The sequence below is a fragment of the Pseudomonas sp. B21-017 genome, assembly GCF_024749245.1.
In the GTDB taxonomy this organism is placed as follows: domain Bacteria; phylum Pseudomonadota; class Gammaproteobacteria; order Pseudomonadales; family Pseudomonadaceae; genus Aquipseudomonas.
This window is the reverse complement of sequence record NZ_CP087194.1, coordinates 1,585,613-1,611,793: the sequence shown is the minus strand read 5'-3', so window position 1 is coordinate 1,611,793 and position 26,181 is coordinate 1,585,613. Positions and strand designations below refer to the sequence as shown.

Genomic DNA, 26,181 nt, shown 5'->3' with positions numbered 1-26,181 from the left:
ATGCTGTATTGCCTGCCACGGAAGACGCCAACCCTTGGCCGCCTGCTGGCCGGGCTGTGCCTGGTGTTTGCCGGGCTGCTGTGCAATCTGCCGGCCCGGGCCGCCGACATTCTGCTGACCGGCGCCGACGACAGCCCTGGCGTGCAGTCTTTCGTCCAGGCCCTGAGCGAGTTGCGCCCCACCGACAGCGTGCGTTTCCAGCCGGTCGCCAGCTTGCCGGCACCCGGCCAACTGCCCGCGGGTACCCGCCTGATTCTGCTCGACTTGCAAAGCCTCGACTGGCGCCTGCAAGACGCCCAAGGCCCGGCAACGCTGGTGCTGCGCATCAGCCGTCTGCAAGCCCACCAACGCTTTGGCGATGTTTCGCCACCGCACCTGAGCCTGCTCTGGAGCGATCCGCCGCTGGATCGACAATTGCGCCTGACCCGACTCGTCCTGCCCGAGGCTCGACGTGTCGGCGTGCTTTTCGACAGCCACAGCGAATTCCTGCTGAAGGAACTGCATCAGGCAGCCCTGCCCCTGGGCCTTGAAGTGGTCACCGAGCGTTGGGACAACACCAATGACAGTCGCCCGTTGCAGGCCCTGCTGAAAAACAGCGATGTGCTGCTGGGCCTGGATGATCCTGATCTGTACAACCCCAAAACCGTGAAAAACCTGCTGCTCAGCAGCTACGCACGGCAGCTGCCGCTGATCGGTCCCAATGCCGCCTTCGTCAGGGCGGGCAGCCTCGCCAGCACCTACAGCGACCAGAGCGATTGGCTGAAGATTCTCGACGAACTGCTCGACCGCCCCTCCAGCACCTGGCCGCGCACCCTTTATCCGCAGCACTTCAAGGTCTTGAGCAACCCGCAAGTGGCTCGTTCATTAAGCATTGAACCGATGAATGAAGCCTCTGTCGCAACACAGCTGGCCGAAGGAGAACATCGCCCATGACCTTCCATAGCGGTTGGGACATCAATACCCGTACCCAGATCATCAGCCTCGGCCCGGCGCTGCTGCTGACGTTGCTGCTGATCAGTTTTTTCACCTTCGTGCGAATCCAGGACCTGCGCCAGGAACTCAACCACACCGGTCAACTGATCGCCAACCAACTGGCGCCGGCCACCGAATACGGGGTGATCTCGGGTAATAACGACGTGCTCGAGAGTTTGCTCAAAGCCACCCTGGCCACGCCCAATGTGCGTTTTCTGGAGGTTCAGGACCGCACCAACCGGGTCCTGGTGTACGTCGAACAACCGTCGGAAACCCACAATCGTTCGCACCAGGTCGAAGTGTTCCAGGCACCGGTGCGGCTGCAACGCATCGCGCTCAACAATGACTTCTTCCAGAACAGCCGCACCGCCCCCACGAAGCCGGGAGAAGATTACCTGGGCCGGGTGATCGTCGGTCTGTCCAATGACGCCTTCAACCAGCGCCAGCAGGAAATCCTGTTCAAGGCCGGGATCCTTGCCCTGTTCGCCCTGCTGTTTACCTTTCTGCTGGCTCGGCGTCTGGCCAGCAGCCTGTCGCAACCGATCCATGACATCGGCAATGCGGTCAAGGCGATCCAGAAAGGCGACTACAAAACGCCCCTGCCGATTGTCGATGACACCGAACTGGGCGCCCTGTCACAACACATCAACAACCTTGCCCAGGGCCTTGAACAAGCCAGCCGCGAACAGCATCAGGCCATGGCGCAATTGATCCAGACCCGCGAGGAAGCGGAAAAGGCCAACAACGCCAAATCCGATTTCCTGGCGATGATGAGCCATGAGCTGCGCACGCCGATGAATGGCGTGCTGGGCATGCTGCAACTGCTGGAAACCACCGCGATGACCGAGGAACAGATCGAGTACGCCGCGCTGGCTTCTGAATCGACTGAACACCTGCTCAAAGTGATCAACGACATTCTCGACTTCTCGCGCATCGAACGCTCGGAACTGGAGCTGGAGCACATTGCATTCAACCTCGCGGACCTGATCACCAGTTGCGCCCAGTCGTTCCAGCACAGCGCAGTGCAACGTGGGCTTGACCTGCAACTGCAGATCCCCGAGGACATGCGCGCCCTGCAGGTTCAGGGCGACCCGACGCGGATCCGGCAAATCCTGGTCAACCTGGTCGGCAATGCGCTGAAATTCACCGAACGGGGCCGCGTCACGATCGAACCGCAGTGGCAGTCGCTGGATCACGAATTGCTGTGGTTCACCTGCACCGTGCGCGACAGCGGGATTGGCATCCCGGCCGAAAGCCTGGAATTGATGTTCAACGCGTTCCAGCAGGCCGACAGTACTATTTCAAGACGTTACGGTGGCACCGGGCTGGGGCTGCCGATTGCCCGCACTCTGGCAGAACGAATGGGCGGCACCTTGCGTGCTCAAAGCGAAGAAGGCGTCGGCTCGGTGTTCACCCTGGAAATTCCTTTGGCGCTGTATAAGCAGTCGTTGCCGGTGCTGACGCCGCGAGTACATACCGGCAATGGCCACGGCGAAGGTCGCAATGTGTTGCTGGTGGAAGACAACCCGGTCAACCGCACCGTCATTGAAGCAATGTTGCGCAGCCTGGGCTTTACTGTCAGCGTCGTCACCGATGGTGCACAAGCGGTGCGCAGCGCCGAGAGCCTGATTTTCGAAGCGATTCTGATGGATTGCCGACTGCCGGTCATTGACGGCTACGAGGCCACCCGACAGATTCGCCAACTGCCCGGCTGCGCTGACGTGCCGATCATTGCCCTGACGGCCAACGCCTTGCAGGGCGATCGTGAAGCCTGTTTGTCCGCGGGAATGAACGATTACCTGGCCAAGCCCTTTAAACGCACTGATCTGCAGCAAATTCTGCAGCGTTGGGTGCAGTAGTGCAGGCCTTTCGACGATCTGCGACTGGCGTGAAAGACGAAAGTGCGGCAGTCTTAGGCACCCGAACAGGCCCTAAAAGGGGCTTGAATAATAATTTCAGTGCACAAGTGTACATTCATGTCCTTGGTACTGTGACTTTCACTACAACGCAATAGTCTATGAGTAGGCTGCTGACTCGAGGCATGAACGCTTCGATCGGCCGGGAAGATTCGCCCCCCTGCCGCATGGACTATTGAGGAGCTCGCATGACCAAACAAAACGCCTTTACCCGGGAAGACCTGCTGCGCTGCAGTCGTGGTGAGCTGTTCGGCCCGGGTAACGCGCAACTGCCCGCCCCGAACATGCTGATGGTCGATCGCATCACCCTGATCTCCGAAGAGGGTGGCAAGTACGGCAAAGGTGAATTGGTCGCCGAGCTGGATATCACTCCAGACCTGTGGTTCTTCGCCTGCCACTTCGAAGGTGATCCGGTGATGCCGGGCTGCCTGGGCCTCGATGCCATGTGGCAACTGGTCGGTTTCTTCCTCGGCTGGCAAGGCCTGCCGGGCCGCGGTCGCGCCCTGGGTTCGGGCGAAGTGAAATTCTTTGGCCAGGTACTGCCGACCGCCAAGAAAGTCACCTATAACATCCATATCAAACGCGTCCTCAAAGGCAAACTGAACATGGCCATCGCCGATGGTTCCGTGACTGTCGACGGCCGCGAAATCTATACCGCCGAAGGCCTTCGGGTCGGCGTTTTCACCTCCACTGACAACTTCTAAGGGTTATCCGCATGCGCCGCGTCGTTATCACTGGTCTGGGCATCGTTTCGTGCCTGGGCAATGACAAAGAGACCGTCTCCGCTAACCTGCGTGCAAGCCGCCCTGGCATCCGGTTCAACCCGGAATATGCCGAAATGGGTCTGCGTAGCCAGGTTTCCGGCTCCATTGACCTTCCCCTCGAAGAGCTGATCGATCGCAAGATCTATCGCTTCGTCGGCCACGCGGCGGCTTACGCCTACCTGGCCATGAAAGATGCCATCGCAGACTCCGGCCTGACCGAAGAGCAAGTTTCCAACCCGCGTACCGGCCTGATCGCCGGTTCCGGTGGCGCCTCCACGCTGAACCAGATGGAAGCGCTGGACATCCTGCGCGAGAAAGGCGTCAAGCGCGTCGGCCCATACCGCGTAACGCGGACCATGAGCAGCACTGTTTCCGCTTGCCTGGCCACCCCGTTCAAGATCAAGGGCCTGAACTACTCCATCGCTTCTGCCTGCGCCACCAGTGCTCACTGCATCGGTACCGCCATGGAACAGATCCAGATGGGCAAGCAGGACATCGTATTCGCCGGCGGCGGTGAAGAAGAGCACTGGAGCCAGTCGTTCCTGTTCGACGCCATGGGCGCCCTGTCCAGCCAATACAACGAAACCCCGGAAAAAGCTTCCCGTGCCTACGACGCCAAGCGTGACGGTTTCGTCATCGCCGGCGGTGGCGGCATGGTCGTGGTCGAAGAGCTGGAACACGCTCTGGCCCGCGGCGCGAAGATCTACGCGGAAATCGTTGGCTACGGCGCGACCTCCGACGGCTACGACATGGTCGCCCCAAGCGGCGAAGGCGCCATCCGCTGCATGCAGATGGCCATGTCCACCGTTGACGCACCGATCGATTACCTGAACACCCACGGCACCTCGACTCCGGTCGGCGACGTGATGGAAATGAAAGGTGTGCGTGAAGTGTTCGGCGACAACGCTCCGGCCATCAGCTCCACCAAGAGCCTGTCGGGTCACTCCCTGGGCGCCGCCGGCGTTCACGAAGCGATCTACTGCATGCTGATGATGGAAGGCAACTTCATGGCGGGTTCCGCCAACATCGACGAACTGGACCCGGAAGTGGCAGACATGCCAATCCTGACCAAGACTCGCGAAGACGCCACCATCAACACCGTGATGAGCAACAGCTTCGGCTTCGGTGGCACCAACGCCACGCTGGTACTGAAGCGCTGGCAGGGTAAGTAATACCCCGCCTACGCCACACATAAAAACGCCCCGACTGGTTCGGGGCGTTTTTTTTGGCCAGGTTTTATCTACGGCCAGACAGCCCTTTAAACATGAAACATTTGTCATGGAACTCAACAGCCTGCGACTGAATGTCGCGTATTTCGCGGGCTGCAGCACTTTCTCCGTTTTTGAAAAAGTCCGTTACCGATTTCAGTCGTTTACTTAGCCAGCTAACAAAACTTATAACAAAGGCCTGCACACGCCTTGCTGCAGATAACAGAGATTGGAGCTAGCAGATGACTGTAAAAGTAACTGAACGCGACGATTCACATATGTCCCATGAAGGCATCGCCGCCGGTATCCGCATCTGGGATGTACATCAACAAGACCTGCTGGTCGGGATGTTCCATTCCGAGACCGAAGCCCACCAATACAAGGCCGAACTGGAATCACTGGAGCAGCAACGCGAAGCGCGTTCTGCATAACCACCGCATTGAAAATGACAAACCCCGCCATGAGCGGGGTTTGTCGTTGTTGCAGCTGCTAACGGCTTACCACATCAGATCGTCAGGAATCTGATAGGCCGCGTACGGATCGTCTTCGGTGCTGACTTCTTCTGTCTTCACATTCAGCTGCACGATGCGCTGTGGGTCGCGCTCCTGAATCTTCAGGGCCGCTTCACGAGGGATCACTTCATAACCGCCAGCGTGATGCACGATCGCCAGGGAACCGCTGCTGAGCTTGTTGCGCATCAGGGTGTTGACGGAGATACGCTTGACCTTTTTGTCGTCGACGAAGTTGTAGTAGTCCTCGGTGTTCAGCTTGGGCAGGCGCGAGACTTCGATCAATTGCTTGACCTGGGCGGCTCGGGCCTTCTGCTCGGCCTTCTCCTGCTGCTGACGGTTGAGCTCCTGATCGCGCTTGACCTTCTCGGCCATGGCTTCCTGAGCCGCACGCTGCTGGGAGTCATCGAGTTCGATCTGGCCTTTGTGGGCCAGACGCTGTTGTTTCTGTTTTTCTTTGCCGACCTGTTTGGCCTGCTTTTGGTTGACCAGCCCTGCTTTGAGCAACTGGTCGCGAAGGGAAAGGCTCATGGTGCTTACTCACTTAGGCAACAGCTCAGCCGCAGCTGGGCAAATTCTTTTCCTGACGTTTGGCTTCGCCCCACAAGGCGTCCAACTCTTCGAGGGTGCAATCTTCTATGGGACGGTGGGTGTCGCGCAATGCCTGTTCGATAAATCGGAAGCGTCTTTCAAATTTTGTGTTCGCACCACGCAGTGCGGTTTCCGGATCGACCTTGAGGTGACGCGCCAGATTGACCACGGAAAACAGCAGGTCGCCGACTTCATCGGCAATCGCCGCCGAGTCATTGTCGGCCATGGCTTCAAGCACTTCATCGAGCTCTTCGCGAACCTTGTCGAGCACCGGCAAGGCGTCCGGCCAATCGAACCCGACCTGCCCTGCGCGCTTCTGCAGTTTTGCCGAACGGGACAACGCCGGCAGTGCCGCGGGTACGTCATCGAGCAAGGACAACTGCTCCGGCGCCGAAGACTTCTCGGCGCGTTCTTCGGCCTTGATCTCTTCCCAGCGTTGCTTGACCTGCTCTTCATTCAGACGCGGGACGTCCAGCGGCGCGTACAGATCACCGGTGGGAAATACGTGAGGATGACGGCGGATCAACTTGCGCGTGATGCTGTCGACCACGCCAGCGAATTCGAAGCGCCCTTCTTCCCGAGCCAGTTGGCTGTAATAAACCACCTGGAACAACAAGTCGCCCAACTCACCCTGCAAGTGATCGAAATCGCCGCGTTCAATAGCATCGGCAACTTCGTAGGCTTCTTCCAGGGTGTGCGGGACGATGGTGGCGTAGGTTTGCTTGATGTCCCACGGGCAGCCGTACTGCGGGTCGCGCAGACGGTTCATCAGGTGCAGCAGGTCTTCAAGTGAATACATCAATCAATCTCTGCGAGAACCTGTGGGAACCTGGCTTGTCGGATCGCCGCACCGCCGCGATCCGACAAGCCAGCCCCACAAAAGCTTGGCGGCCACAAAAAAGTGAACGCCTTACGGTGTGCGGTTACGGCGGGTTTCGATGATGTTCGGCAACTGGGAGATCCGCCCCAGCAACCGCCCCAGCGCATCCAGCCCCGGAATCTCGATGGTCAGGGACATCAACGCAGTGTTGTCCTCTTTGTTCGAGCGGGTGTTGACCGCCAGCACGTTGATCCGCTCGTTGAGCAGCACCTGCGACACGTCACGCAGCAGACCGGAACGGTCGTAAGCGCGAATGATGATGTCCACCGGATAGGTGAGCACCGGCACCGGCCCCCAGCTGACCTGGATGATCCGCTCCGGCTCGCGCCCGGCCAGTTGCAGCACCGAGGCGCAGTCCTGACGGTGGATGCTCACGCCACGGCCCTGGGTGATGTAACCGACGATGGCGTCCCCCGGCAACGGCTGGCAGCAGCCGGCCATCTGGGTCATCAGGTTGCCGACGCCCTGGATCTGGATATCGCCACGCTTGCCCGGTTTATAGCCGGTGGCTTTGCGCGGGATCAGCTCCAGCTGTTCGTTGCCGCGTTCCGGCTCGACCAGTTGCTGCGCCAGGTTCACCAGTTGCGCCAGGCGCAAATCGCCTGCGCCCAACGCAGCGAACATGTCCTCGGCGGTCTTCATGTTGGCCTTTTCGGCCAACTTGTCGAAATCCACCTGCGGCAGGCCGAGGCGATTGAGTTCGCGCTCGATCAAGGTTTTACCGGCCGCAACGTTCTGATCGCGGGCTTGCAGCTTGAACCAGTGAACAATCTTCGCCCGCGCCCGTGACGTGGTGATGTAGCCCAGGTTCGGGTTCAGCCAGTCGCGGCTCGGGGTGCCGTGCTTGCTGGTGATGATCTCGACCTGTTCACCGGTTTGCAGGCTGTAGTTGAGCGGCACGATGCGCCCGTTGATCTTGGCGCCGCGGCAGTTGTGACCGATTTCGGTGTGCACGCGGTAAGCGAAGTCCAGCGGTGTCGCGCCCTTCGGCAAGTCGATGGCATGACCGTCGGGAGTGAAGATATAAACCCGGTCCGGCTCGATATCGACCCGCAGCTGTTCGGCAAGGCCGCCGATATCGCCCAGCTCTTCGTGCCACTCGAGAACCTGACGCAGCCAGGAGATTTTCTCTTCGTAGTGGTTCGAGCCGGACTTGACGTCGGTGCCCTTGTATCGCCAGTGCGCGCAAACCCCCAGCTCGGCTTCTTCGTGCATGGCGTGGGTGCGGATCTGCACTTCCAGCACCTTGCCTTCAGGGCCGATCACCGCAGTGTGCAGCGAGCGGTAGCCATTCTCTTTCGGGTTGGCGATGTAGTCGTCGAACTCTTTCGGGATGTGCCGCCACAGGGTGTGGACGATGCCGAGCGCGGTGTAGCAGTCGCGCATTTCCGGCACCAGCACGCGAACGGCGCGCACGTCGTAGATCTGGCTGAACTCCAGACCCTTGCGCTGCATTTTGCGCCAGATCGAATAGATGTGTTTGGCACGGCCGCTGATGTCAGCCTCGACGCCGGTGGCCTGCAACTCGTTCTTGAGCTGGGTCATCACATCGCTGATGAAGCGCTCGCGATCCAGCCGTCGCTCATGGAGCAACTTGGCGATCTGCTTGTACTGGTCGGGCTCGAGGTAACGGAAGGACAAGTCCTCCAGCTCCCACTTGATATGACCGATACCGAGGCGGTGAGCCAGCGGCGCATAGATGTCGAAGACTTCACGGGCGACGCGGTTACGCTTCTCGTCATCGGCGGTTTTTACCGCACGGATCGCACAGGTGCGCTCGGCCAGTTTGATCAGCGCGACGCGCACGTCGTCGACCATGGCCACGAGCATCTTGCGCAGGTTTTCCACCTGGCCTTGGGTGCCCATCACCATGGATTTACGCGGACTCAGACTGTCGCTGATCGCCGCCATGCGTTGCACGCCGTCAATCAGTTTGGCGACCACCGGGCCGAAGCGCTGGCTGACCGCCGGCAACTGGATCTGGCCTTCGCGCACGCCGCGGTACAAGACTGCCGCGACCAACGAATCCTGATCGAGTTTGAGGTCGGCGAGAATCTCGGCGATCTCAAGGCCGGTGCGGAAACTCGAGGTCCCTTCGGACCACAGGTTTTTCGCCGCATTGGCTTGTTGTTCGGCCTCGCGAGCGAACTCGCAGGCTTCTTTCAAGGCTTCGCGATCCAGTGCCGTATCGATACTGACCGCGTGATCGAGCCAAGCCTCGAGATTGATACTGCCGTCAGTGTTGATCGGCTGGTGTGCTCTCACCTGTACCATCTTGCTTTACCTTCCCTACGACGCAGATTCAATGCGTCAAATCGCTGACCTTCATTGTCCGGGCGCCCCGCCGGGCTGATGCGTGGCGGCACGGACGGTCAGTCGGACCAGACGAGCCATCCTAGCTCGCTTCAAATAACGCCATGGCCTCGACATGCGCCGTTTGAGGAAACATATCGAGAATCCCGGCACGTTTTAACCGGTAGCCCTGCTTGATCAATTCGACCGTGTCGCGCGCCAGAGTTGCAGGGTTGCACGACACATAAACCAATCGTTCGGCACCCAGGGACGCAAGCTTGCGCACCACCTCGAAAGCACCGTCGCGAGGTGGGTCCAAGAGTACCGCACAAAAGCCTTCGCTGGCCCATTCGGCATCAGCCAAAGGCTGGGATAAATCGGCCTGAAAAAATTTCGCGTTATGCAAATTATTACTAGCGGCGTTCGCGGCGGCCCGCTCGACCATGGCCTGCACACCTTCCACCGCCACCACTTCACGAACGGTCCTGGCCAGCGGCAAGGCAAAGTTGCCCAACCCGCAGAACAGGTCCAGAACCCGCTCATCGGCTTTCGGCGCCAACCATTCCAGCGCCTGAGCGACCATCGCTTCGTTGACCCCGGCGTTGACCTGGATGAAATCTCCAGGCCGATACGCCAGGTTCAAGTCCCACGGTTCAAGGCGATAGCCCAGGGTCTGATCGGCGTCGACCGGTTGCGGCTCGCCGTCGCCATGCAGCCACAACTGAGCCTCATGGAGCGCGCAGAATTCCTTGAGGATCGTCATGTCGGCTTCGGACAACGGCGCCATGTGCCGCAGCAATACCGCCAATGACGAACCGCTGAACAATTCCACATGCCCCAGTGCCTGAGGTTTGCTCAAGCGCCGGAGCATATCCGGCAAGCAGGTCATGATCGGCTGCAAGGGCTGTACCAGCACCGGGCACTCGTTGATGGCAACGATGTCCTGGCTGCCGGCAGCGCGGAAACCGACTTCGAGTTTTTTCGCCTTCATGTCCCAACGCACCGCCACCCGGGCACGACGCCGGTAGCCGAATTCAGGACCGCTCAATGGCGCAGCCCACTCTTCGGGCTCGACGCCGGCGACCCGCGACAATTGCTCGGCGAGCATGCGCTGTTTCAGGGCGAGTTGTTCGTTGTGGGGCAGATGCTGCACGCTGCAACCACCGCAGCGACCGGCATGGGCGCACGGTGCCGGGCGGCGCAATTGGCTGGCCTGGAACACCCGCTCGGTACGCGCCTCGACCACTTTACCGTGGGCACCCAAGACCCGCGCCTCGACCTCTTCACCGGCCAAGGCGCCGATGACGAACCAGGTGCGACCTTCAAAAAATGCGATACCGCGACCGTCATTAGCCAGGCGCTCGATGGTCAAACGCTGCTTTTTGCCGGTCGGGACTTGCGGGGCCTTGCTGCCGCCCGTGGGCTGAAAGCGCAGGCCTCTCTCTTGCTTGGCCATCAGTTGGGCGCGTCGAAAATGCCGGTCGACAGGTAACGGTCGCCACGGTCACAGATGATCGCGACAATCACCGCGTTTTCAACTTCTTTGGACAGGCGCAGCATCGCCGCCACGGCACCGCCCGAAGACACGCCGCAGAAAATGCCTTCTTCGCGCGCCAGACGACGGGTCACGTCCTCGGCCTCGCTTTGCGCCATGTCGACGATCCGGTCCACGCGATCAGCCTGATAAATCTTTGGCAGGTATTCCTGCGGCCAGCGGCGGATGCCCGGAATTGCCGAGCCTTCCATGGGTTGCAGACCGATGATCTGCACGTTCTCGTTCTGTTCTTTCAGGTAGCGCGAGACACCCATGATGGTGCCGGTGGTGCCCATCGAGCTGACGAAATGCGTGATGGAGCCCTGGGTCTGACGCCAGATTTCCGGACCGGTGGTGGTGTAGTGCGCCTCGGGGTTGTCACCGTTGGCGAACTGATCGAGCACCTTGCCACGGCCTTCGGCTTCCATTCGCTGGGCGAGGTCGCGCGCGCCTTCCATGCCTTCTTCCTGGCTGACCAGAATCAGCTCGGCGCCATAGGCCGTCATCGCGGCTTTACGCTCGGCGCTGGAGTTGTCCGGCATGATCAGGATCATCTTGTAACCCTTGATCGCGGCGGCCATGGCCAGGGCAATCCCGGTGTTACCCGAAGTCGCTTCGATCAGCGTGTCGCCGACGTGGATCTGCCCGCGCAATTCGGCGCGGGTGATCATCGACAGCGCCGGACGATCCTTGACCGAACCCGCCGGGTTGTTCCCTTCGAGCTTGAGCAAAAGCGTGTTGCTGGTGACGCCAGGCAGGCGCTGCAAACGGACCAGCGGAGTGTTGCCGACGCAATCGGCGATGGTTGGGTACTGCAAGGTCATGGCGTATTCGCAATCCGGACTGCGGGGGCGCCTATCATACCGGCAAACGTGCGCAGGCCATATCACGCAAAGTAAGGGGCTTATGGCTTATGGGAATAAGCAGTTCACTCCTCTTCTCCTTGTGCAATATTCAATGCATAAAACTCATGCAATTTGGCCTGCAGCAGCTGTTTGTCCGGAAGCTGGACCTGGTATTCAGCGATCAACGCTGGCGACAGGCTGCGGTTAAGGGCGTATTCGACCACTTCGTCATCCTTACTGGCGCAGAGCAACACACCGATGGCCGGGTTTTCGTGGGGTTTGCGCTCCTTGCGATCCAGCGCTTCCAAATAGAAGTTCAGCTTGCCCAAATACTCCGGCTTAAAACGACCGACCTTAAGCTCAATGGCTACAAGACAATTAAGGCCACGGTGGAAGAACAGCAGGTCCAGGGAAAAATCACACCCACCCACTTGAAGCGGATACTCGGAACCGACAAAGCAGAAATCGCGGCCAAGCTCGCTCAGGAATTCTTTGAGGCGCGCCATCAACCCTTTATGCAGATCAGTTTCGGCATGGCCACCCGGCAGGTCGAGAAACTCGAGCATGTAGGCGTCGCGGAATATCTCAAGCGCTGCCGGGTGGGCTTGTCTCAGCACTGCTGAGATTTTTGCTGGTTGGGTCACGCTTCGTTCAAACAGTGCGGTTTTGAACTGACGCTCTAGTTCGCGCTTCGACCATTTTTCCTGAACTGCCAAACGCACGTAGAACTCCCGCTCTTCCGGCCGTTTACTCTGGCTGAAAATGATCAGGTTATGCGACCAGGACAATTGTCGCACCAGTGGTGCGACTTTCTCTTCAGCGTGATAAGTCTCATAGAACTGGCGCATGCGAAACAAGTTCGACCGGGTAAACCCGCGCAACCCCGGTTGAGTCTGAGCCAGATGCTCAGCCAGTTGGCTGACCACAGAATCGCCCCACTCAGCCTGTTCCAGCTTGCGGCTGATGTAAGCACCGACCTGCCAATACAGCTCGATCAACTGGGTATTCACCGCCTGCATGGCCTGCTGTTTGGCATTTTGAATCAGCGCAAGCACTTCATTGAAACGGTCGTCGTGTGCGTTGCCGGGGACGCTGGATGCATTCATACCGAACTCCTGGAGGACGAGGAAAAACGCGAGTCTATTCCGTCAAGTCAGGCTTAAGGTGTCGGCGATACCCTTTAAGAAAGGTCGTACAAAATAACGGGAACGCTCCGGCAAAATCAGCAAGCCTCTTCGCGGCCGGGGTTGATCACGCAATTTGTGGTCGACACATATCAATTGTGGGAGCGGGGGCGTCAGCATTGTCGCCATGGAGATCAGCCAGTAACAGCATATTCAGCCGTAAGCCCCGCCCTGCATTCTCCGCCCAAAGCCGCCCGCCCTGCCGCTGCACCGCATTCCTCGCAATGCTCAACCCCAATCCGAACCCACCATCCCCCGGCCGTGAACCGTCGAGCCGGATGAACGGCGAGAAGATTCGCTCAAGATCCTCGTCAGCCACCCCACCGCCCTCGTCCTCCAGCCACAGGTGCCAAAAGTCGCCATCACGCCGGCCATCGAACATCACGACACCGCCCTGCGGTGAATGACGAATGGCATTGCGCAGAATGTTTTCCAGCGCCTGGGCCAGGGTATTGAGATGGCCGCGCACCCAGCAGGAGGCATCCACCGCACAGTGCAACTGACTCGCCGGCCAGCTGCTTTCATAGCAAGCGTTTTCCGTGAGCATTTCCCACAAGGCCTGGACCTGGATCGCTTCATCGGGCAAAGACGTGCGCTCGGTGTCGAGCCAGGCCAGTTGCAGCGCATCCTCGACCAGGCGCTGCATGCCGTCGACTTCCCGGCTAATGCGCTCGCGCAATTGCTCCAGGTCCTGCTCGCTTTCGCAGGCCACCCGCAACCGGCTGAGCGGCGTGCGCAATTCGTGGGACAGATCGTGCAGCAGTTGCTGTTGCAGGACCACCGTGCGGCCCGGCGCGTCAGACCACTTCATCGACCGCACTCAATACGTACCCTTTGCCCCAAACCGTGCGCACTTCACGCTCGGTGTAACCGATGGCCTTGAGCTTGCGGCGAATCTGACTGATGTGCATGTCGAGGCTGCGGTCATGGGGCGCATAACCGCGCTGCAATACCTGCTGATAAAGGAACGCCTTGCTCAACACTTCATCGTCGTTGCGGTTCAGCGTGTCCAGCAAACGGTACTCGCTGCGGGTCAGGCCGGCCGCGTACTCGCCCCAAAAGACCTCGCCCAGTTCATCGTCAAAACGCAGGCAGTCCGTCGCAGAGGGCGTCGGTATCGGCGCTGGTCGACGGTCGAACGCCACCCGCCGCAGGATCGCTTCGATGCGCACCCGCAACTCGGCCATGCTGAAAGGCTTGGGCAGGTAATCGTCGGCCCCGAGGCGAAAACCACTGATGCGATCCGCCTCGGCACCCAGCGCCGACATCAGCACCACTGGCGTGGAATGGCTCTGGCGCAATTGAGTCAACACCGCCAGGCCATCGAGCCCCGGCAACAGAATATCCATCAACACCACATCGAAGGCCTGCTGGCGCGCAATCGCCAGGCCTTCCTGCCCGTTCTGGCACCAGGTCACCTGAAAACCGCAGCGCCCCAGATGCTCATGAACATAAGCACCGAGCACTGGATCGTCTTCGATAGAGAGGATGCGAGGATGGCCAATCGCGATGGGAGTCATGAGTATCTGCAAATAATTCTCAATTGCTGATTATTCAAGATTGCCTCTCCAGGGGCAACCCAAGGTTTGTCTCCCTGGGCCAAAGCATTGAACTGACCGACGAATGACGACATCAATTTTACGAAGATTGCCCGCATGCAAATCGCTACACTGCGCAGGTGGCGCGTGCCGGACGCATGTGCAGGTCAATAAACAGCTGGATGCAGGAGAGATGCGTGCTCAAGAAACTGGGAATTAAAGGCCGCGTGCTGTTACTGACCCTGTTGCCGACCACCCTGATGGCGTTGGTCCTGGGCGGCTATTTCACCTGGATGCAGCAATCGGACCTGCAAGCCCAGCTCATGCAACGCGGCGAAATGATCGCCGAACAGCTGGCACCGTTGGTGGCCCCGGCCATGGGTCGCAAAGACAACGAGCTGCTGGAGCGCATCGCCACCCAGTCCCTGGAACAGACCGACGTGCGCGCGGTGACCTTCCTCGCCCCCGACCGCACGCCGCTGGCCCATGCCGGCCCGACCATGCTCAATCAGGCCCCCCTGGGCAACGGTTCACAGTTGCTGCGCCGCAGTGGAAATGACGCCACGCGTTACCTGCTGCCGGTGTTCGGCAAGCACCGCAACCTGGCCGGTGACCTGATCCCCGATGAAGCCGACCGCCTGCTGGGCTGGGTCGAACTCGAACTGTCCCACAACGGCATGCTGCTGCGCGGCTACCGCAGCCTGTTCGCCAGCCTGCTGCTGATCGGCGGAGGCCTGGCCGGTGCGGCGCTGCTGGCGTTACGCATGGGCCGAACCATCAATCGGCCATTGAGCCAGATCAAACAGGCCGTGGCGCAACTCAAGGACGGTCACCTGGAAACCCGCCTGCCGCCCCTCGGCAGCCAGGAACTGGATGAACTGGCGTCCGGCATCAACCGCATGGCCGGGACGCTGCAGAACGCTCAGGAAGAATTGCAAAACAGCGTCGACCAGGCCACCGAAGACGTGCGTCAGAATCTGGAAACCATCGAAATCCAGAACATCGAGCTGGATCTGGCGCGCAAGGAAGCCCTGGAGGCGAGCCGGATCAAGTCCGAGTTCCTGGCCAACATGAGCCATGAAATCCGCACGCCGCTCAACGGCATTCTCGGCTTCACGCACCTGCTGCAAAAAAGCGAACTGACGCCGCGCCAGCTCGATTACCTGGGCACCATCGAAAAGTCCGCCGACAGCCTGCTGGGGATCATCAACGAGATTCTCGATTTCTCGAAAATCGAGGCCGGCAAACTGGTGCTCGACCATATTCCGTTCAACCTGCGCGACCTGCTGCAAGACACCCTGAACATCCTCGCCCCGGCCGCCCACGCCAAAGAGCTTGAGCTGGTGAGCCTGGTTTATCGCGATACGCCACTGTCGCTGGTGGGCGATCCGTTGCGACTCAAGCAGATCCTCACCAACCTTGTGAGCAATGCGATCAAGTTCACCCGCGAAGGCACCATCGTCGCCCGGGCGATGCTCGAAGAAGAGCATGAAGACAGCGTGCAACTGCGCATCAGCATTCAGGACACCGGCATCGGTCTGTCGAACCAGGACGTGCGCGCCCTGTTCCAGGCCTTCAGCCAGGCCGATAACTCGTTGTCCCGACAACCCGGCGGCACCGGCCTCGGATTGGTGATTTCCAAACGGCTGATCGAACAAATGGGCGGCGAGATCGGCGTCGACAGCACGCCGGGCGAAGGCTCGGAATTCTGGATCAGCCTGAGCCTGCCCAAAACCCGCGACGACGCCGAAGACCTGCCCGGCCCACCGTTGCTCGGGCAGCGGGTGGCTGTCCTGGAAAACCATGAACTGGCCCGTCAGGCATTGCAGCATCAACTGGAAGACTGCGGCCTGAGCGTCACGCCGTTCAATACCCTGGAAAGCCTGGCCAATGGCGTGACCGGCGCTCACCAGACTGATCAGGCAATCGGCTTGGCGGTGCTCGGCATCACCAGCAACGACATGCCGCCGGAGCGCCTCAACCAGCACATCTGGGACCTTGAACACCTGGGCTGCAGAGTGTTGGTGCTGTGCCCGACCACCGAACTGACGCTGTTCCATCTCTCGGTACCCAACCCCCACAGCCAGCTCCAGTCCAAACCCGCCTGCACCCGCAAGCTGCGTCGGGCCCTGTCTGATCTGGTCAACCCGCGCCAGCAGCGCAGCGACCCCGCCGAGCCCGTTTCCAGCCGCGCGCCGAAGGTCCTTTGCGTGGACGACAACCCGGCCAATCTGCTGCTGGTGCAAACCCTGCTCGAAGACATGGGCGCCAAGGTGCTCGCGGTAGAAAGCGGTTACGCCGCGGTCAAGGCCGTACAGAACGAGACTTTCGATCTGGTGTTGATGGACGTGCAAATGCCCGGCATGGATGGGCGCCAAAGCACCGAAGCCATTCGCCAATGGGAAAGCGAGCGGCATTGCACGCCACTGCCAGTCGTGGCCCTCACCGCCCATGCGATGGCCAATGAAAAACGCGCATTGCTGCAAAGCGGCATGGACGACTACCTGACCAAACCCATCAGCGAACGGCAACTGGCGCAAGTGGTGTTGAAATGGACGGGCCTGGCGCTGCGCAATCAGGGTCCGGAGCGTAATAGCGATAACAACAGCGGTCATGAATTGCAGGTGCTCGACCACGAAGAAGGCCTGCGCCTGGCGGCCGGCAAGGCCGATCTGGCGGCGGACATGCTGGCCATGCTGCTGGCCTCCCTGGAAGCCGACCGCGAGGCCATCCGCGTGGCCCGTGAAGCCAACGACCAGAACGCCCTGATCGAGCGGGTCCATCGCCTGCACGGGGCAACCCGTTATTGCGGCGTCCCGCAACTGCGCGCCGCCTGCCAGCGCAGCGAAACCCTGCTCAAGCAACAGGACCCGAAAGCCCCCGTCGCACTGGAAGAACTCGAACGCGCCATCAATCGCCTCGCGGCCCATGCGCGCATCAATGCCTGATGCAGCGCAATAACGCAGGAGGGCCTGAACGCTAAGCTTAAACCCTATGGCAGCTGCCGAAGGCTGCTACGGGGTTTGAGACTTCCAGGAGGACAGCATGCGCACGATTCTTTTCAGCAGCCAGACCTACGACCGCGAGAGTTTTCTCGCCGCCGTCCTGCCCGCCGGCATCGAACTGCATTTCCAGCCGGCACGACTGAGCCTCGACACGGCGGCGCTGGCCGAGCATCACGAGGTGGTCTGCGCCTTCATCAACGATGACCTCAGCGCCCCGGTGCTTGAACGCCTGGCAGCGGGCGGCACACGCCTGATCGCCCTGCGCTCGGCCGGTTACAACCATGTCGACCTCCCGGCGGCGAAGCGCCTGGGGCTGACGGTTGTGCGAGTCCCAGCCTACTCGCCCCACGCCGTGGCCGAACATGCGGTGGCGTTGATCCTGGCGCTCAACCGCCGTCTGCACCGCGCCTACAACCGTACCCGCGAGGGCGATTTCAGCCTGCACGGGTTGACCGGTTTCGACCTGGTGAACAAGACCGTCGGCGTGGTCGGCACCGGGCAGATCGGCGCGACCTTTGCGAAGATCATGCACGGCTTCGGCTGCCAATTGCTGGCCTATGATCCCTATCCGAACCCACAGGTCGAAGCCCTCGGCGCGCGCTACCTGAGCTTGCCGCAACTGCTGGCCGAGTCTCAGATCATCAGCCTGCATTGCCCGCTCAACGAGCAGAGCAAACATTTGATCAACCGCGAGTCACTGGCGCACATGCAGCCCGGCGCGATGTTGATCAACACAGGCCGTGGCGGTCTGGTGGACACGCCGGCGCTGATCGACGCATTGAAAAACGGCCAATTGGGCTATCTGGGACTCGATGTCTATGAAGAGGAGGCGCAGTTGTTCTTCGAGGACCGCTCCGACCTGCCACTGCAAGACGATGTGCTGGCGCGCCTGCTGACCTTTCCGAATGTGATCATCACCGCACACCAGGCCTTCCTCACTCGCGAAGCCCTGGGTGCGATTGCCGCGACCACATTGCAGAACATCGCGGCCTGGGCGGCCGGTTCGCCACACAATCAGGTCGAGCGCTGAACGGCTCAGGCCTTGGACAAGAGGATCATCAGGCCCAGCCAGCCGAAGCCCAGCAAGCGCTGCCCCAGCGAATGCCCGCGACGCAGCAGGAACCAGACAAAAAACGGCGGCAGAAAGAAAATCATCAGTTTCAGCCAGAGTTCCACCGGACGCGGTCCATTGAGCACCGGTGCCGGGACCTCAGCCTGGATTTCGTTTTTTCGTTTACGCCCGAAGGCGGCCGGGGTCACCCGAGGCACACTCTCATTGCTCGGCAAACGCCCGAAAGAAAGCGGTGCTTCCACAGGCGCTGCCGTCGAAGTAGCCGCGTGCACCGTTGCCGCAGGCGCACCGCAATGAATGCAAGCAGGCGCCGTGGAGCTGATGCGTTGCTTGCACTCGTAACATTCGATCAACGCCATTTCTGTTCCTTAGAGATGCAAAAGTGGCAGTTTGCCATGGATTAGCAGGCAATTTGAACCTGATCGAAGGTCACATGCCCACGCCATGCTGTGCTGATGCCCGTGCTAGCATATCGCGCATATTTGGAGGACCCATGGTCGAACACGATTTCCGCTACAGCCTGATGAACCCGCAACACACCCTCACCGAATGCCGCGCCCTGGTGCCGGGGCGTTATCAAGTCACCGGCAACGGCGGTTCGATTCGCAATAACGACGTGCTGGTAGTGACCCTCAAAGGCAGCAAGGACTTGTCCATGCGCCTGACCGTCGAAACGGTTCGCCACCTGATCAACCCGCCCGGCCAATGGGTCGCGGTGGCCAGTGGTCCGGTGTTCGGCGAACTGGCGATCCACACCTGGAAAGTCAACTGCGACAGCTGCGCCAAAGAGCTGAGCTTCGAGTTCGCGGTCGACGCCAAGCTGGGCAACAAGGCTGAAAAACCGGCCGCCACCGTACGGATTGCCGAGCTGGGCTGGACCGCAGACGGCGAAAAACACCTGTGCCCGAAGTGCCAGGAGCCTGCGTGATGAAACGCCTTGCTCTGACCACGATGGTCGGTGCCAGCCTGCTGGGCTGCGCCGCCGAGCCGGTAAAGTTGCAACAGAACCGCAGTTACATTCTGGAGTGGATCGGCGAACGTCCGCTGATGGACTACAGCCACCTGACCATCACGCTCGGTGACGACGGTCGGGCCTACGGTAACGGCGGCTGCAACCACTGGTTCGCGCCGTATTCCCTGGAAGGTGAAAAGCTCAGCTTCGGCAAGATCGGCAGTACCCGCAAACTCTGCGCGCCGGCGTTGATGGAACAGGAAAAACGCTTCCTGCAGGCGCTGGAAAACGTCCAGCGCTGGGATGTCTCACCGATTGACCAGATGCGCTTCTGGCCGGCCGAAGGCAAGCCATTGCGTTGGTGGCTTGAAGAGGGGTGATTGCCCCTCGTTTGTAGCCAAGTGACTTGTGGCGAGGGGGCAAGCCCCCTCGCCACAGGCGGTGCTCGGTCAGTTGGTCGCCTGCAACGCCTCAAGCTTCGCCATCACCCCCGCCGCCGTCTGCTCGCCCATCAACTGTTCCCGCACCTTGCCCTTGTTATCAATGATGTAAGTCACTGGCAGCGCCTCACTGCGCGGCAATTCGAAAAGGTCGGCCGGATCCTGGGCCAGCACGGTGAACTTGATCCCCAGTTTCTCACTGGCGCCTTTGAGCTCTTCGCCCTGCACATTGTCGAAGTTGACCCCGAACACGCCGATCTTCTTGCCCTGGAGCTGCTCGGCCAACACATTCAGCTGTGGGATTTCGGTCCGGCACGGGCTGCACCACTCGGCCCAGTAATTGAGCACCAGCCATTGTTTATCCAGACGCTCGGCGGCGACCTTGTGACCATTCTGGTCGATGCCATAGTCGTTGCCACAGCCCCCCAGCAATAACGCCCCCATGATCGCCAATGCTGCTGCCAGTCGCCTTGTCATGTCTCAATCCTTGTCAAAAATAGAATGCACCTGCGACCCATCGCCTCCCAAGGTTCTGGATTACGCGCCGCACAGTTAGAATAGCCGCCACTTTACGCAAGAAGCGACCCGCACATGACCGATCTGACGCTTTATCACAACCCGCGCTGCTCGAAATCCCGCGGTGCGCTCGAACTCATCGAAGCCCGTGGCCTGACGCCAACGGTCGTCCGCTACCTGGAAACACCACTGGACGCCGCGCAAATCCAGAGCCTGTTGAGCAAACTCGGCATCAGCGCCCGGCAATTGCTGCGCACCGGCGAGGACGAGTACAAAACCCTCAACCTGGCCGACAGCAGCTTGAGCGAAGCGCAATTGATCGCCGCCATCGCCGCACACCCGAAACTCATGGAGCGGCCGATTCTCGAAGTCGGCGACAAAGCCATCATCGGCCGTCCGCCGGAGAATGTACTGGAGTTGCTGCCGTGAGCGCGCCGTACATTCTGGTGCTGTATTACAGCCGCAGCGGCTCGACCAATGAAATGGCCCGGCAGATTGCCCGCGGTGTCGAGCAGGCCGGCCTTGAAGCCAGGTTGCGCACGGTGCCGGCGATCTCCACTGAATGCGAAGCCGTGGCGCCGGACATTCCCGATGAAGGCGCGCTGTACGCCAGCCTCGACGATTTGAAGAACTGCGCCGGCCTGGCCCTGGGCAGCCCGACCCGCTTCGGCAACATGGCCGCACCGCTGAAATACTTCCTCGACGGCACCAGCAACCTGTGGCTGACCGGCGCCCTGGTGGGCAAACCGGCCGGAGTCTTCACCTCGACCGCCAGCCTGCACGGCGGCCAGGAAACCACACTGCTGTCGATGATGCTGCCGTTGCTGCACCACGGCATGTTGATCACCGGCCTGCCTTACAGTGAATCGGCGCTGCTGGAAACCCGTGGCGGCGGCACGCCTTACGGCGCCAGTCATCACGCCGGGGCCGATGGCAAAAGCGGTTTGAACGAACATGAAGTCGCATTGTGCCGTGCCTTGGGCCTGCGCCTGGCGAAGACTGCGCAGAAACTGGAGAGCCATCGTGGCTAAGAAGCCTAAGGTTCTGCCCGCCATCGAATGGCTCGAACCGCGTGTACGGGCGATGCGCATCATCAGCCTGCTGTGCTTTTTCGGCCTGGCGGGGCTGCTTTGCGCCTACTACCTGGTGTTCGCCGACCTGCATGGCGCGCGGCCGTGGGTGATTCTGCTGATCGAACTGGTGCCGCTGCTGTTGCTGGCACCGGGAATGATCGTCGGCAGTGCCCGTGGGCATTCGTGGATGTGTTTTGTGGTGAATCTGTATTTCATCAAGGGCGCATTGGCCGCCTATGACCCGAACCGGCAGCTGTTCGGTTTGCTGGAGATGGGCGCGAGCCTGGCGGTGTTCTGCTCGGCGATGCTGTATGTGCGGTGGCGGTACCAGTTGAACCGCAAGTTGGCGGGGGAAGGCGAGATTTCCGTCGCCTGACGGCCCCCACCGTGATCATTCCCACGCTCTGCGTGGGAATGATCATCTTCGTCAGTGGTTAACGGTATACGCCAGCATCATCGAAATCTGGCTCATCGGCCGTCCACCACTCTCTTCGTGCCATTGGTTGAACGCATTCTGCACCGTGGCCAGGTCGCGCAAACTGCTCGGCACCTTATCGATGATCTGCTGTGCATTCAGCGCTGCCACCACGTCGTAGCTCGGCACGAAGGTGTCCTTGCCGACCATCCGCAAGAATCGCGGTGCGGATAACCCGCCCAACTGATGGCCGTGTTTTTTCAGGTAGGTCCACAAGCCGACGATATCGGTTACCGGCCAGTCGGCGATCAACGCACCGAAACTACCCTTCTCATGGGCCACGTCCAGAATGAACTGCGCATTGCGCGGCACACTCTTGAGCTTGCCCAGGTGGCGGATGATTCGCGCGTCCTGCATCAAGCGCTCCAGATGTTCGGCGCTCATCAGCACGACTTTTTCCGGGTCGAACTTGAAGAACACTTCTTCGAACGCCGGCCACTTGGCATCCACCAGGCTGTGCTTGAGCCCGGCACGGAATACCCGCAACGCCATGGTCGAGAGGTAGCGGTCGTCGCTGATCTTGCGCAATTGCGCCGGGGTCTTGGGAACCGGCAGATGGGCTTCCAGTTCAGCCGCCGAACCGAAGCGGTTCAGACAGTATTCGTGCAGCCACTTGTAATCGCGCATGCCCTCTCCTACGGGATGAAATGAAAACGGCGCCCGCGAGCGCCGTGTGTCTGAGTGACTTGAACCGTCAGAGGTTCACTACGTTGACGAACCGCGATGCGGCGCTTTCGTCGATACGCAGGTTGGTGAAGTCGAACAGGTTGCGGTCCGCCAGTTGCGACGGGATCACGTTCTGCAGGCTGCGGAAAATGCTCTCGGTGCGGCCCGGGGTCTTGCGTTCCCACTCCTGCAGCATCTCTTTAACCACCTGGCGTTGCAGGTTTTCCTGGGAGCCGCAGAGGTTGCACGGGATGATCGGGAATTGCTTGAAGTCCGAGTAGGCCTGGATGTCTTTTTCGTTGCAGTAGGCCAGCGGGCGAATCACCACGTTGCGCCCGTCGTCGGCGCGCAGCTTTGGTGGCATGGCCTTGAGCGAACCGTTGAAGAACATGTTCAGGAAGAACGTCTCGACGATGTCGTCACGGTGGTGACCGAGGGCCATTTTGGTCGCGCCGATTTCGTCGGCAAAGGTGTACAGCGTGCCGCGACGCAGGCGCGAGCACAGCGAGCAAGTGGTCTTGCCTTCCGGGATCAGCTCCTTGACCACCGAGTAGGTGTCTTTCTCGACGATGTGGTACTCGATGCCCAGCTCTTTGAGGTAAGCCGGCAGCACGTGCTCGGGGAAGCCTGGCTGCTTCTGGTCCATGTTCACGGCGACGATCTCGAACTTGATCGGGGCGACTTTCTGCAAATGCATCAGCACGTCGAGCATGGTGTAGCTGTCCTTGCCACCGGACAGGCAGACCATGACCTTGTCGCCGTCTTCAATCATGTTGAAATCGGCAACAGCCTCACCGGCCTGGCGGCGAAGGCGCTTTTGCAGTTTGTTCTGGTTGACCGTAAGAGTGCCCATGACGCGAAATCCGTGAGGTGTGACGAAAGGCCGGCATTTTACGCAAAAACCCTGGCGGGGCGAAGCCTGCACTTATATGACTTGAGCATACCCCTGTGGCGAGGGAGCTTGCTCCCGCTCGGCTGCGCAGCAGTCGCAAAACCTGCCGCCGCGGTTTGCCTGACACAACAGGGTGGACTGTTTTGGGGCCGCTTCGCGCCCCAGCGGGAGCAAGCTCCCTCGCCACAGGTTCCATTCGGCACAGACCTTGCGGCGATTAACAGGTTTGTTTACAGCGCGATTTGCTCTAAAGCCCTCGCACTATTGCAAGTAACTCCTTTCTATACTGCGACATAAGGTCGCACGCGTATTCAGACCTGTTCTTACCTGGCCACTTTGGCCTGTAAGCGCTCCGCTGGGGGGCGATGGCAACAACAAGAGGAGTGACTGGCATGATCCATCACGTAGTGGGACTCTTTACCCACCCTGACCAGGAATGGAAAGAAATCCGTGGCGACGAGGAAGAAAGCATCAGCCACATGTACCTGACGCACACCCTGATTCTGGCGGCGATCCCTGCCATATCGGCGTTTATCGGCACTACGCAAGTCGGCTGGGTCATCGGTAACCGAGCGCCGGTCATGCTGACTATGGAAAGCGCGCTATGGATGACCATCATGTCGTACCTGGCAATGCTCGGCGGTGTCGCGGTGATGGGCGCCTTCATTCACTGGATGGCCCGTACCTATGACGCCAACCCGAGCCTGGCGCGCTGTATCGCATTCGCCACGTACACCGCCACCCCACTGTTCGTCGGCGGCCTGGCGGCGCTGTACCCGCACTTGTGGCTGGGGATGATCGTCGGCACCGCGGCTGTCTGCTACACGGTGTACCTGCTGTATGTAGGGCTACCAACGTTCATGAATATTCCATCGGACGAGGGCTTCCTGTTTTCGAGCTCGGTGCTCGCCGTAGGATTGGTGGTGCTGGTAGCCATCATGGCGTTTACCGTGATTGTCTGGGGCCTTGGCGTGGGACCGGTCTATACCAACTGACAAACAAGCGCCGACATAAAAAACACGCTCCGCCACTACAGGCCGCCGCAAGGCGGCCTTCTAATGCGAGCAACGACCATTCGGCGCCTGAGCGATTCGCAAGCCCTCGGGGTTGCGGCATACTCGACATCCTTGGAGATCCATCAAGCATGCCCGAGCAACTCAATACCCGCGTCGAAGACTGTTTCCTGCAAGCCGAATCCTTTTTCAAACGACCTTTCAAACGCCCTGTGGTGAGCCTCAAGCTGCGCGGGCAAAAAGCCGGTGTCGCGCATTTGCACGAGAACCTGCTGCGCTTCAACCCGCAGCTGTACCGGGAAAACACCGAAGACTTCCTCAAGCAGACCGTGGCGCACGAAGTCGCGCACCTGATCGCCCATCAACTGTTCGGCGACCGCATCCAGCCCCACGGCGAAGAGTGGCAACTGATCATGCGCGGCGTCTACGAACTGCCGCCCAACCGCTGCCACACCTATGACGTCAAACGTCGCAGCGTGACCCGCTACATCTACAAATGCCCCTGCGCCGACAGCGATTTCCCGTTTTCGGCCCAGCGTCATAGCCTGGTGCGCCAGGGGCGGCGGTATTTGTGCCGGCGCTGTCGCAGTACGTTGGTGTTCAGCGGGGAGATGCGGGTCGAATAAGTTGAGTTTCGGCCGGGACAGACGCTAGACAACTACCTTGGCCCGCCGCAACGCTTCAATCCGCTCAACACTAAACCCCAACTCCCCCAACACCTGATCCGTATGCTGCCCCAGCCGGGCGCCTATGTGCCGCGGCTCAGGCAACCCCGCTGAAAACTTCAACGGACAGGCCATCTGCGCCTGGGTCGAGCCATCGCCCCGCGGCACCTCAGCCACCAGTTCCCGCGCCTGCAACTGCGGATGCCCGACCGCTTCGCCCAGGCTCAACACCGGCTCGACACACGCATCGGCCCCGGCAAATAGCTCACACAGCCAGGCAAAGTCGTGTTTTTCGAATTCAATGTTCAGCGCGTCCTTGAGCGCCCGTTGCCGGGCGGGGTCGGACGACAGTCCCTCGGCCGCCAGTTCCGGACGGCCGAGCACCGTGCACAATTGCTGCATGAACCCCGGTTCCAGACTGCCCACCGACAACCAGCGGCCATCGCGCGACCGGTAGTAATCGTAGAAGCTGCCGCCGTTGAGCATCTGCTCTTCCCTGCCCGGCTCAACGCCGCAGGCCAGGTAGCCGGCACCGGCCATGGCGTTCAGGCTGAAGGCACAGTCAGTCATGCTCACATCCAGATGCTGTCCCTGCCCGGTCTGCTGCCGCGCGATCACCGCTGCCAGCAGCCCGATCACCCCATGCAACGAACCGCCCGCGACATCTGCCACCTGCATACCCAACGGCAACGGGCCGCTGTCGGCGCGGCCGGTGTAGCTCGAAAGGCCCGCCAGCGCCAGGTAGTTGATGTCGTGGCCGGCGCGGTCCTTGTAAGGGCCGGTCTGGCCATAGCCGGTGATCGACACATAAATCAACCGTGGATTGATCGCCTTCAAGGCTTCATACCCCAGGCCCAGCCGTTCCATCACGCCAGGGCGGAACTGCTCCAGCACAATGTCGTAGTCCGCAAGCAATTGCTTGATCACTTCCAGCGCCTCGGGCTGCTTGAGGTCCAGCGCCAGGCTGCGCTTGTTGCGATTGAGGTACGCGTGGCTGGCCGACACCCCCTGATCATGGGGCGGCAGCACCCGCAGCAAATCCGTGCGGGTCGGCGATTCGATGCGCAGCACCTCGGCGCCCATGTCCGCCAACAGCAACGAGGCGAACGGCCCCGGCAGCAATGTCGAGAAATCCAGAACCTTGAGTGATGCCAGTGGACCGAGCATGAGCGTTCTCCA

26 protein-coding genes and 1 pseudogene are annotated in these 26,181 nt (G+C 60.4%); 14 read left to right on the top strand and 13 right to left on the bottom strand.

From position 1 onward, the window contains the following. The 5 genes from LOY28_RS07060 (at position 1) to LOY28_RS07040 (ending at position 5,291) form a co-directional block, all read left to right on the top strand. Positions 1-933: an ABC transporter substrate-binding protein gene (locus LOY28_RS07060; RefSeq protein WP_258613270.1), complete on the top strand. Its 933-nt coding sequence runs from the start codon at positions 1-3 to the stop codon at positions 931-933. Then, positions 930-2,831, top strand: coding sequence for an ATP-binding protein (locus LOY28_RS07055; protein WP_018926284.1), 1,902 nt, complete (start codon positions 930-932; stop codon positions 2,829-2,831). The genes LOY28_RS07060 and LOY28_RS07055 overlap by 4 nt, the downstream gene beginning before the upstream one ends. A gap of 245 nt (positions 2,832-3,076) precedes the next feature. After that, positions 3,077-3,592 carry a 3-hydroxyacyl-[acyl-carrier-protein] dehydratase FabA gene (fabA, locus tag LOY28_RS07050; protein WP_018926285.1) on the top strand — a complete coding sequence of 172 codons (516 nt, stop codon included), beginning with the start codon at positions 3,077-3,079 and terminating at the stop codon, positions 3,590-3,592. Positions 3,593-3,603: 11 nt separating this feature from the next. Beyond that, entirely contained in the window at positions 3,604-4,824 is a 1,221-nt protein-coding gene (fabB, locus tag LOY28_RS07045) for a beta-ketoacyl-ACP synthase I (RefSeq protein ID WP_007937568.1), read from the top strand. A gap of 278 nt (positions 4,825-5,102) precedes the next feature. After that, the gene (locus LOY28_RS07040) at positions 5,103-5,291 is read left to right on the top strand and encodes a hypothetical protein (protein WP_018926287.1); all 189 of its coding nucleotides are present in this window, start codon (positions 5,103-5,105) and stop codon (positions 5,289-5,291) included. Positions 5,292-5,357: 66 nt separating this feature from the next. Here the strand turns inward: LOY28_RS07040 and LOY28_RS07035 are convergent, their stop codons facing one another. The 8 genes and pseudogenes from LOY28_RS07035 to LOY28_RS07000 all read right to left on the bottom strand — a co-directional run bounded on the left by LOY28_RS07035 (position 5,358) and on the right by LOY28_RS07000 (position 14,215). Continuing rightward, a complete protein-coding gene (locus LOY28_RS07035) occupies positions 5,358-5,900 on the bottom strand; it encodes a DUF2058 domain-containing protein (RefSeq protein WP_018926288.1) in 543 nt (180 codons plus the stop codon). Between the two features lie 25 nt (positions 5,901-5,925). Next, positions 5,926-6,759, bottom strand: a complete 834-nt coding sequence (gene mazG, locus LOY28_RS07030; RefSeq protein WP_018926289.1) for a nucleoside triphosphate pyrophosphohydrolase — start codon at positions 6,757-6,759, stop codon at positions 5,926-5,928. A gap of 111 nt (positions 6,760-6,870) precedes the next feature. Next, complete coding sequence (relA, locus tag LOY28_RS07025) at positions 6,871-9,114, bottom strand: GTP diphosphokinase (protein ID WP_018926290.1); 2,244 nt, start codon at positions 9,112-9,114, stop codon at positions 6,871-6,873. Positions 9,115-9,235: 121 nt separating this feature from the next. Beyond that, on the bottom strand, positions 9,236-10,588 hold the full coding sequence (gene rlmD / locus LOY28_RS07020; RefSeq protein WP_258613269.1) for a 23S rRNA (uracil(1939)-C(5))-methyltransferase RlmD: 1,353 nt from the start codon (positions 10,586-10,588) through the stop codon (positions 9,236-9,238). Next, positions 10,588-11,490 carry a cysteine synthase CysM gene (gene cysM, locus LOY28_RS07015; protein WP_258613268.1) on the bottom strand — a complete coding sequence of 301 codons (903 nt, stop codon included), beginning with the start codon at positions 11,488-11,490 and terminating at the stop codon, positions 10,588-10,590. Before cysM ends, rlmD begins: the two co-directional genes overlap by 1 nt. Before the next feature lie 104 nt (positions 11,491-11,594). Next, positions 11,595-12,617, bottom strand: a complete 1,023-nt coding sequence (locus tag LOY28_RS07010) for a YhcG family protein (RefSeq protein WP_018926293.1) — start codon at positions 12,615-12,617, stop codon at positions 11,595-11,597. 145 nt (positions 12,618-12,762) lie between these two features. Beyond that, a pseudogene (locus tag LOY28_RS07005) lies at positions 12,763-13,479 on the bottom strand (sensor histidine kinase); the annotation flags it as partial. A gap of 13 nt (positions 13,480-13,492) precedes the next feature. Beyond that, positions 13,493-14,215 (bottom strand): response regulator transcription factor, encoded by a 723-nt coding sequence (locus LOY28_RS07000; RefSeq protein ID WP_258613267.1) that lies wholly within the window; start codon positions 14,213-14,215, stop codon positions 13,493-13,495. A 215-nt stretch (positions 14,216-14,430) separates the two neighbouring features. Here LOY28_RS07000 and LOY28_RS06995 point away from each other — a divergent pair, with 215 nt between their 5' ends. Together LOY28_RS06995 and LOY28_RS06990 are read left to right on the top strand one after the other, a co-directional pair. After that, positions 14,431-17,181 (top strand): response regulator, encoded by a 2,751-nt coding sequence (locus LOY28_RS06995; RefSeq protein WP_018926296.1) that lies wholly within the window; start codon positions 14,431-14,433, stop codon positions 17,179-17,181. Positions 17,182-17,278: 97 nt separating this feature from the next. Further along, on the top strand, positions 17,279-18,268 hold the full coding sequence (locus LOY28_RS06990; RefSeq protein WP_018926297.1) for a 2-hydroxyacid dehydrogenase: 990 nt from the start codon (positions 17,279-17,281) through the stop codon (positions 18,266-18,268). Between the two features lie 5 nt (positions 18,269-18,273). On the opposite strand, the gene LOY28_RS06985 is transcribed toward LOY28_RS06990, so the two are convergent. Continuing rightward, a complete protein-coding gene (locus LOY28_RS06985; protein WP_258613266.1) occupies positions 18,274-18,669 on the bottom strand; it encodes a hypothetical protein in 396 nt (131 codons plus the stop codon). A gap of 134 nt (positions 18,670-18,803) precedes the next feature. Here LOY28_RS06985 and LOY28_RS06980 point away from each other — a divergent pair, with 134 nt between their 5' ends. After that, the gene (locus LOY28_RS06980; RefSeq protein ID WP_258613265.1) at positions 18,804-19,238 is read left to right on the top strand and encodes a hypothetical protein; all 435 of its coding nucleotides are present in this window, start codon (positions 18,804-18,806) and stop codon (positions 19,236-19,238) included. Further along, complete coding sequence (locus LOY28_RS06975; RefSeq protein ID WP_007937547.1) at positions 19,238-19,642, top strand: META domain-containing protein; 405 nt, start codon at positions 19,238-19,240, stop codon at positions 19,640-19,642. Before LOY28_RS06980 ends, LOY28_RS06975 begins: the two co-directional genes overlap by 1 nt. A 69-nt stretch (positions 19,643-19,711) precedes the next feature. Here LOY28_RS06975 and LOY28_RS06970 read toward each other — a convergent pair whose 3' ends face one another. Beyond that, a complete protein-coding gene (locus tag LOY28_RS06970) occupies positions 19,712-20,179 on the bottom strand; it encodes a TlpA disulfide reductase family protein (protein ID WP_018926300.1) in 468 nt (155 codons plus the stop codon). A 114-nt stretch (positions 20,180-20,293) separates the two neighbouring features. Between LOY28_RS06970 and arsC the strand changes: the two genes are divergently transcribed. Genes arsC through LOY28_RS06955 form a run of 3 tightly spaced genes read left to right on the top strand, consistent with a single transcriptional unit; the run spans position 20,294 to position 21,667 of the window. Then, positions 20,294-20,647, top strand: a complete 354-nt coding sequence (arsC, locus tag LOY28_RS06965; protein WP_018926301.1) for an arsenate reductase (glutaredoxin) — start codon at positions 20,294-20,296, stop codon at positions 20,645-20,647. Continuing rightward, positions 20,644-21,249: an NAD(P)H:quinone oxidoreductase gene (wrbA, locus tag LOY28_RS06960; protein ID WP_018926302.1), complete on the top strand. Its 606-nt coding sequence runs from the start codon at positions 20,644-20,646 to the stop codon at positions 21,247-21,249. Before arsC ends, wrbA begins: the two co-directional genes overlap by 4 nt. Beyond that, the gene (locus LOY28_RS06955) at positions 21,242-21,667 is read left to right on the top strand and encodes a DUF2069 domain-containing protein (protein WP_258613264.1); all 426 of its coding nucleotides are present in this window, start codon (positions 21,242-21,244) and stop codon (positions 21,665-21,667) included. The genes wrbA and LOY28_RS06955 overlap by 8 nt, the downstream gene beginning before the upstream one ends. A gap of 51 nt (positions 21,668-21,718) precedes the next feature. On the opposite strand, the gene LOY28_RS06950 is transcribed toward LOY28_RS06955, so the two are convergent. Beyond that, positions 21,719-22,393, bottom strand: coding sequence for a DNA-3-methyladenine glycosylase I (locus LOY28_RS06950; protein WP_007937540.1), 675 nt, complete (start codon positions 22,391-22,393; stop codon positions 21,719-21,721). 67 nt (positions 22,394-22,460) lie between these two features. After that, positions 22,461-23,285 carry a tRNA 2-thiocytidine(32) synthetase TtcA gene (ttcA, locus tag LOY28_RS06945; protein WP_230139471.1) on the bottom strand — a complete coding sequence of 275 codons (825 nt, stop codon included), beginning with the start codon at positions 23,283-23,285 and terminating at the stop codon, positions 22,461-22,463. Positions 23,286-23,716: 431 nt separating this feature from the next. On the opposite strand from ttcA, the gene LOY28_RS06940 reads away from it, so the two are divergent. Beyond that, entirely contained in the window at positions 23,717-24,319 is a 603-nt protein-coding gene (locus LOY28_RS06940; protein WP_018926304.1) for a Yip1 family protein, read from the top strand. Between the two features lie 149 nt (positions 24,320-24,468). Further along, the gene (locus LOY28_RS06935) at positions 24,469-24,963 is read left to right on the top strand and encodes a SprT family zinc-dependent metalloprotease (protein ID WP_007937535.1); all 495 of its coding nucleotides are present in this window, start codon (positions 24,469-24,471) and stop codon (positions 24,961-24,963) included. Positions 24,964-24,987: 24 nt separating this feature from the next. Here the strand turns inward: LOY28_RS06935 and LOY28_RS06930 are convergent, their stop codons facing one another. Continuing rightward, positions 24,988-26,169, bottom strand: coding sequence for a CaiB/BaiF CoA-transferase family protein (locus tag LOY28_RS06930; RefSeq protein ID WP_258613263.1), 1,182 nt, complete (start codon positions 26,167-26,169; stop codon positions 24,988-24,990). Positions 26,170-26,181: the final 12 nt, after the last annotated feature.

Excerpts from the sequence above, each read along its gene's own strand:
- rlmD (WP_258613269.1), bottom strand. The coding sequence starts at position 10,588 with ATGGCCAAGCAAGAGAGAGGCCTGCGCTTTCAGCCCACGGGCGGCAGC.
- mazG (WP_018926289.1), bottom strand. The coding sequence starts at position 6,759 with ATGTATTCACTTGAAGACCTGCTGCACCTGATGAACCGTCTGCGCGAC.
- fabA (WP_018926285.1), top strand. The coding sequence starts at position 3,077 with ATGACCAAACAAAACGCCTTTACCCGGGAAGACCTGCTGCGCTGCAGT.
- LOY28_RS06950 (WP_007937540.1), bottom strand. The coding sequence starts at position 22,393 with ATGCGCGATTACAAGTGGCTGCACGAATACTGTCTGAACCGCTTCGGT.
- fabB (WP_007937568.1), top strand. The coding sequence starts at position 3,604 with ATGCGCCGCGTCGTTATCACTGGTCTGGGCATCGTTTCGTGCCTGGGC.
- LOY28_RS07060 (WP_258613270.1), top strand. The coding sequence starts at position 1 with ATGCTGTATTGCCTGCCACGGAAGACGCCAACCCTTGGCCGCCTGCTG.
- LOY28_RS07055 (WP_018926284.1), top strand. The coding sequence starts at position 930 with ATGACCTTCCATAGCGGTTGGGACATCAATACCCGTACCCAGATCATC.
- LOY28_RS06935 (WP_007937535.1), top strand. The coding sequence starts at position 24,469 with ATGCCCGAGCAACTCAATACCCGCGTCGAAGACTGTTTCCTGCAAGCC.
- LOY28_RS06980 (WP_258613265.1), top strand. The coding sequence starts at position 18,804 with ATGGTCGAACACGATTTCCGCTACAGCCTGATGAACCCGCAACACACC.
- LOY28_RS06940 (WP_018926304.1), top strand. The coding sequence starts at position 23,717 with ATGATCCATCACGTAGTGGGACTCTTTACCCACCCTGACCAGGAATGG.
- LOY28_RS07000 (WP_258613267.1), bottom strand. The coding sequence starts at position 14,215 with ATGACTCCCATCGCGATTGGCCATCCTCGCATCCTCTCTATCGAAGAC.
- relA (WP_018926290.1), bottom strand. The coding sequence starts at position 9,114 with ATGGTACAGGTGAGAGCACACCAGCCGATCAACACTGACGGCAGTATC.
- cysM (WP_258613268.1), bottom strand. The coding sequence starts at position 11,490 with ATGACCTTGCAGTACCCAACCATCGCCGATTGCGTCGGCAACACTCCG.
- LOY28_RS07035 (WP_018926288.1), bottom strand. The coding sequence starts at position 5,900 with ATGAGCCTTTCCCTTCGCGACCAGTTGCTCAAAGCAGGGCTGGTCAAC.
- LOY28_RS06985 (WP_258613266.1), bottom strand. The coding sequence starts at position 18,669 with ATGGCGTTGATCGAATGTTACGAGTGCAAGCAACGCATCAGCTCCACG.
- LOY28_RS06990 (WP_018926297.1), top strand. The coding sequence starts at position 17,279 with ATGCGCACGATTCTTTTCAGCAGCCAGACCTACGACCGCGAGAGTTTT.
- LOY28_RS06930 (WP_258613263.1), bottom strand. The coding sequence starts at position 26,169 with ATGCTCGGTCCACTGGCATCACTCAAGGTTCTGGATTTCTCGACATTG.
- LOY28_RS06970 (WP_018926300.1), bottom strand. The coding sequence starts at position 20,179 with ATGACAAGGCGACTGGCAGCAGCATTGGCGATCATGGGGGCGTTATTG.
- LOY28_RS07010 (WP_018926293.1), bottom strand. The coding sequence starts at position 12,617 with ATGAATGCATCCAGCGTCCCCGGCAACGCACACGACGACCGTTTCAAT.
- ttcA (WP_230139471.1), bottom strand. The coding sequence starts at position 23,285 with ATGGGCACTCTTACGGTCAACCAGAACAAACTGCAAAAGCGCCTTCGC.
- arsC (WP_018926301.1), top strand. The coding sequence starts at position 20,294 with ATGACCGATCTGACGCTTTATCACAACCCGCGCTGCTCGAAATCCCGC.
- LOY28_RS06975 (WP_007937547.1), top strand. The coding sequence starts at position 19,238 with ATGAAACGCCTTGCTCTGACCACGATGGTCGGTGCCAGCCTGCTGGGC.
- LOY28_RS07040 (WP_018926287.1), top strand. The coding sequence starts at position 5,103 with ATGACTGTAAAAGTAACTGAACGCGACGATTCACATATGTCCCATGAA.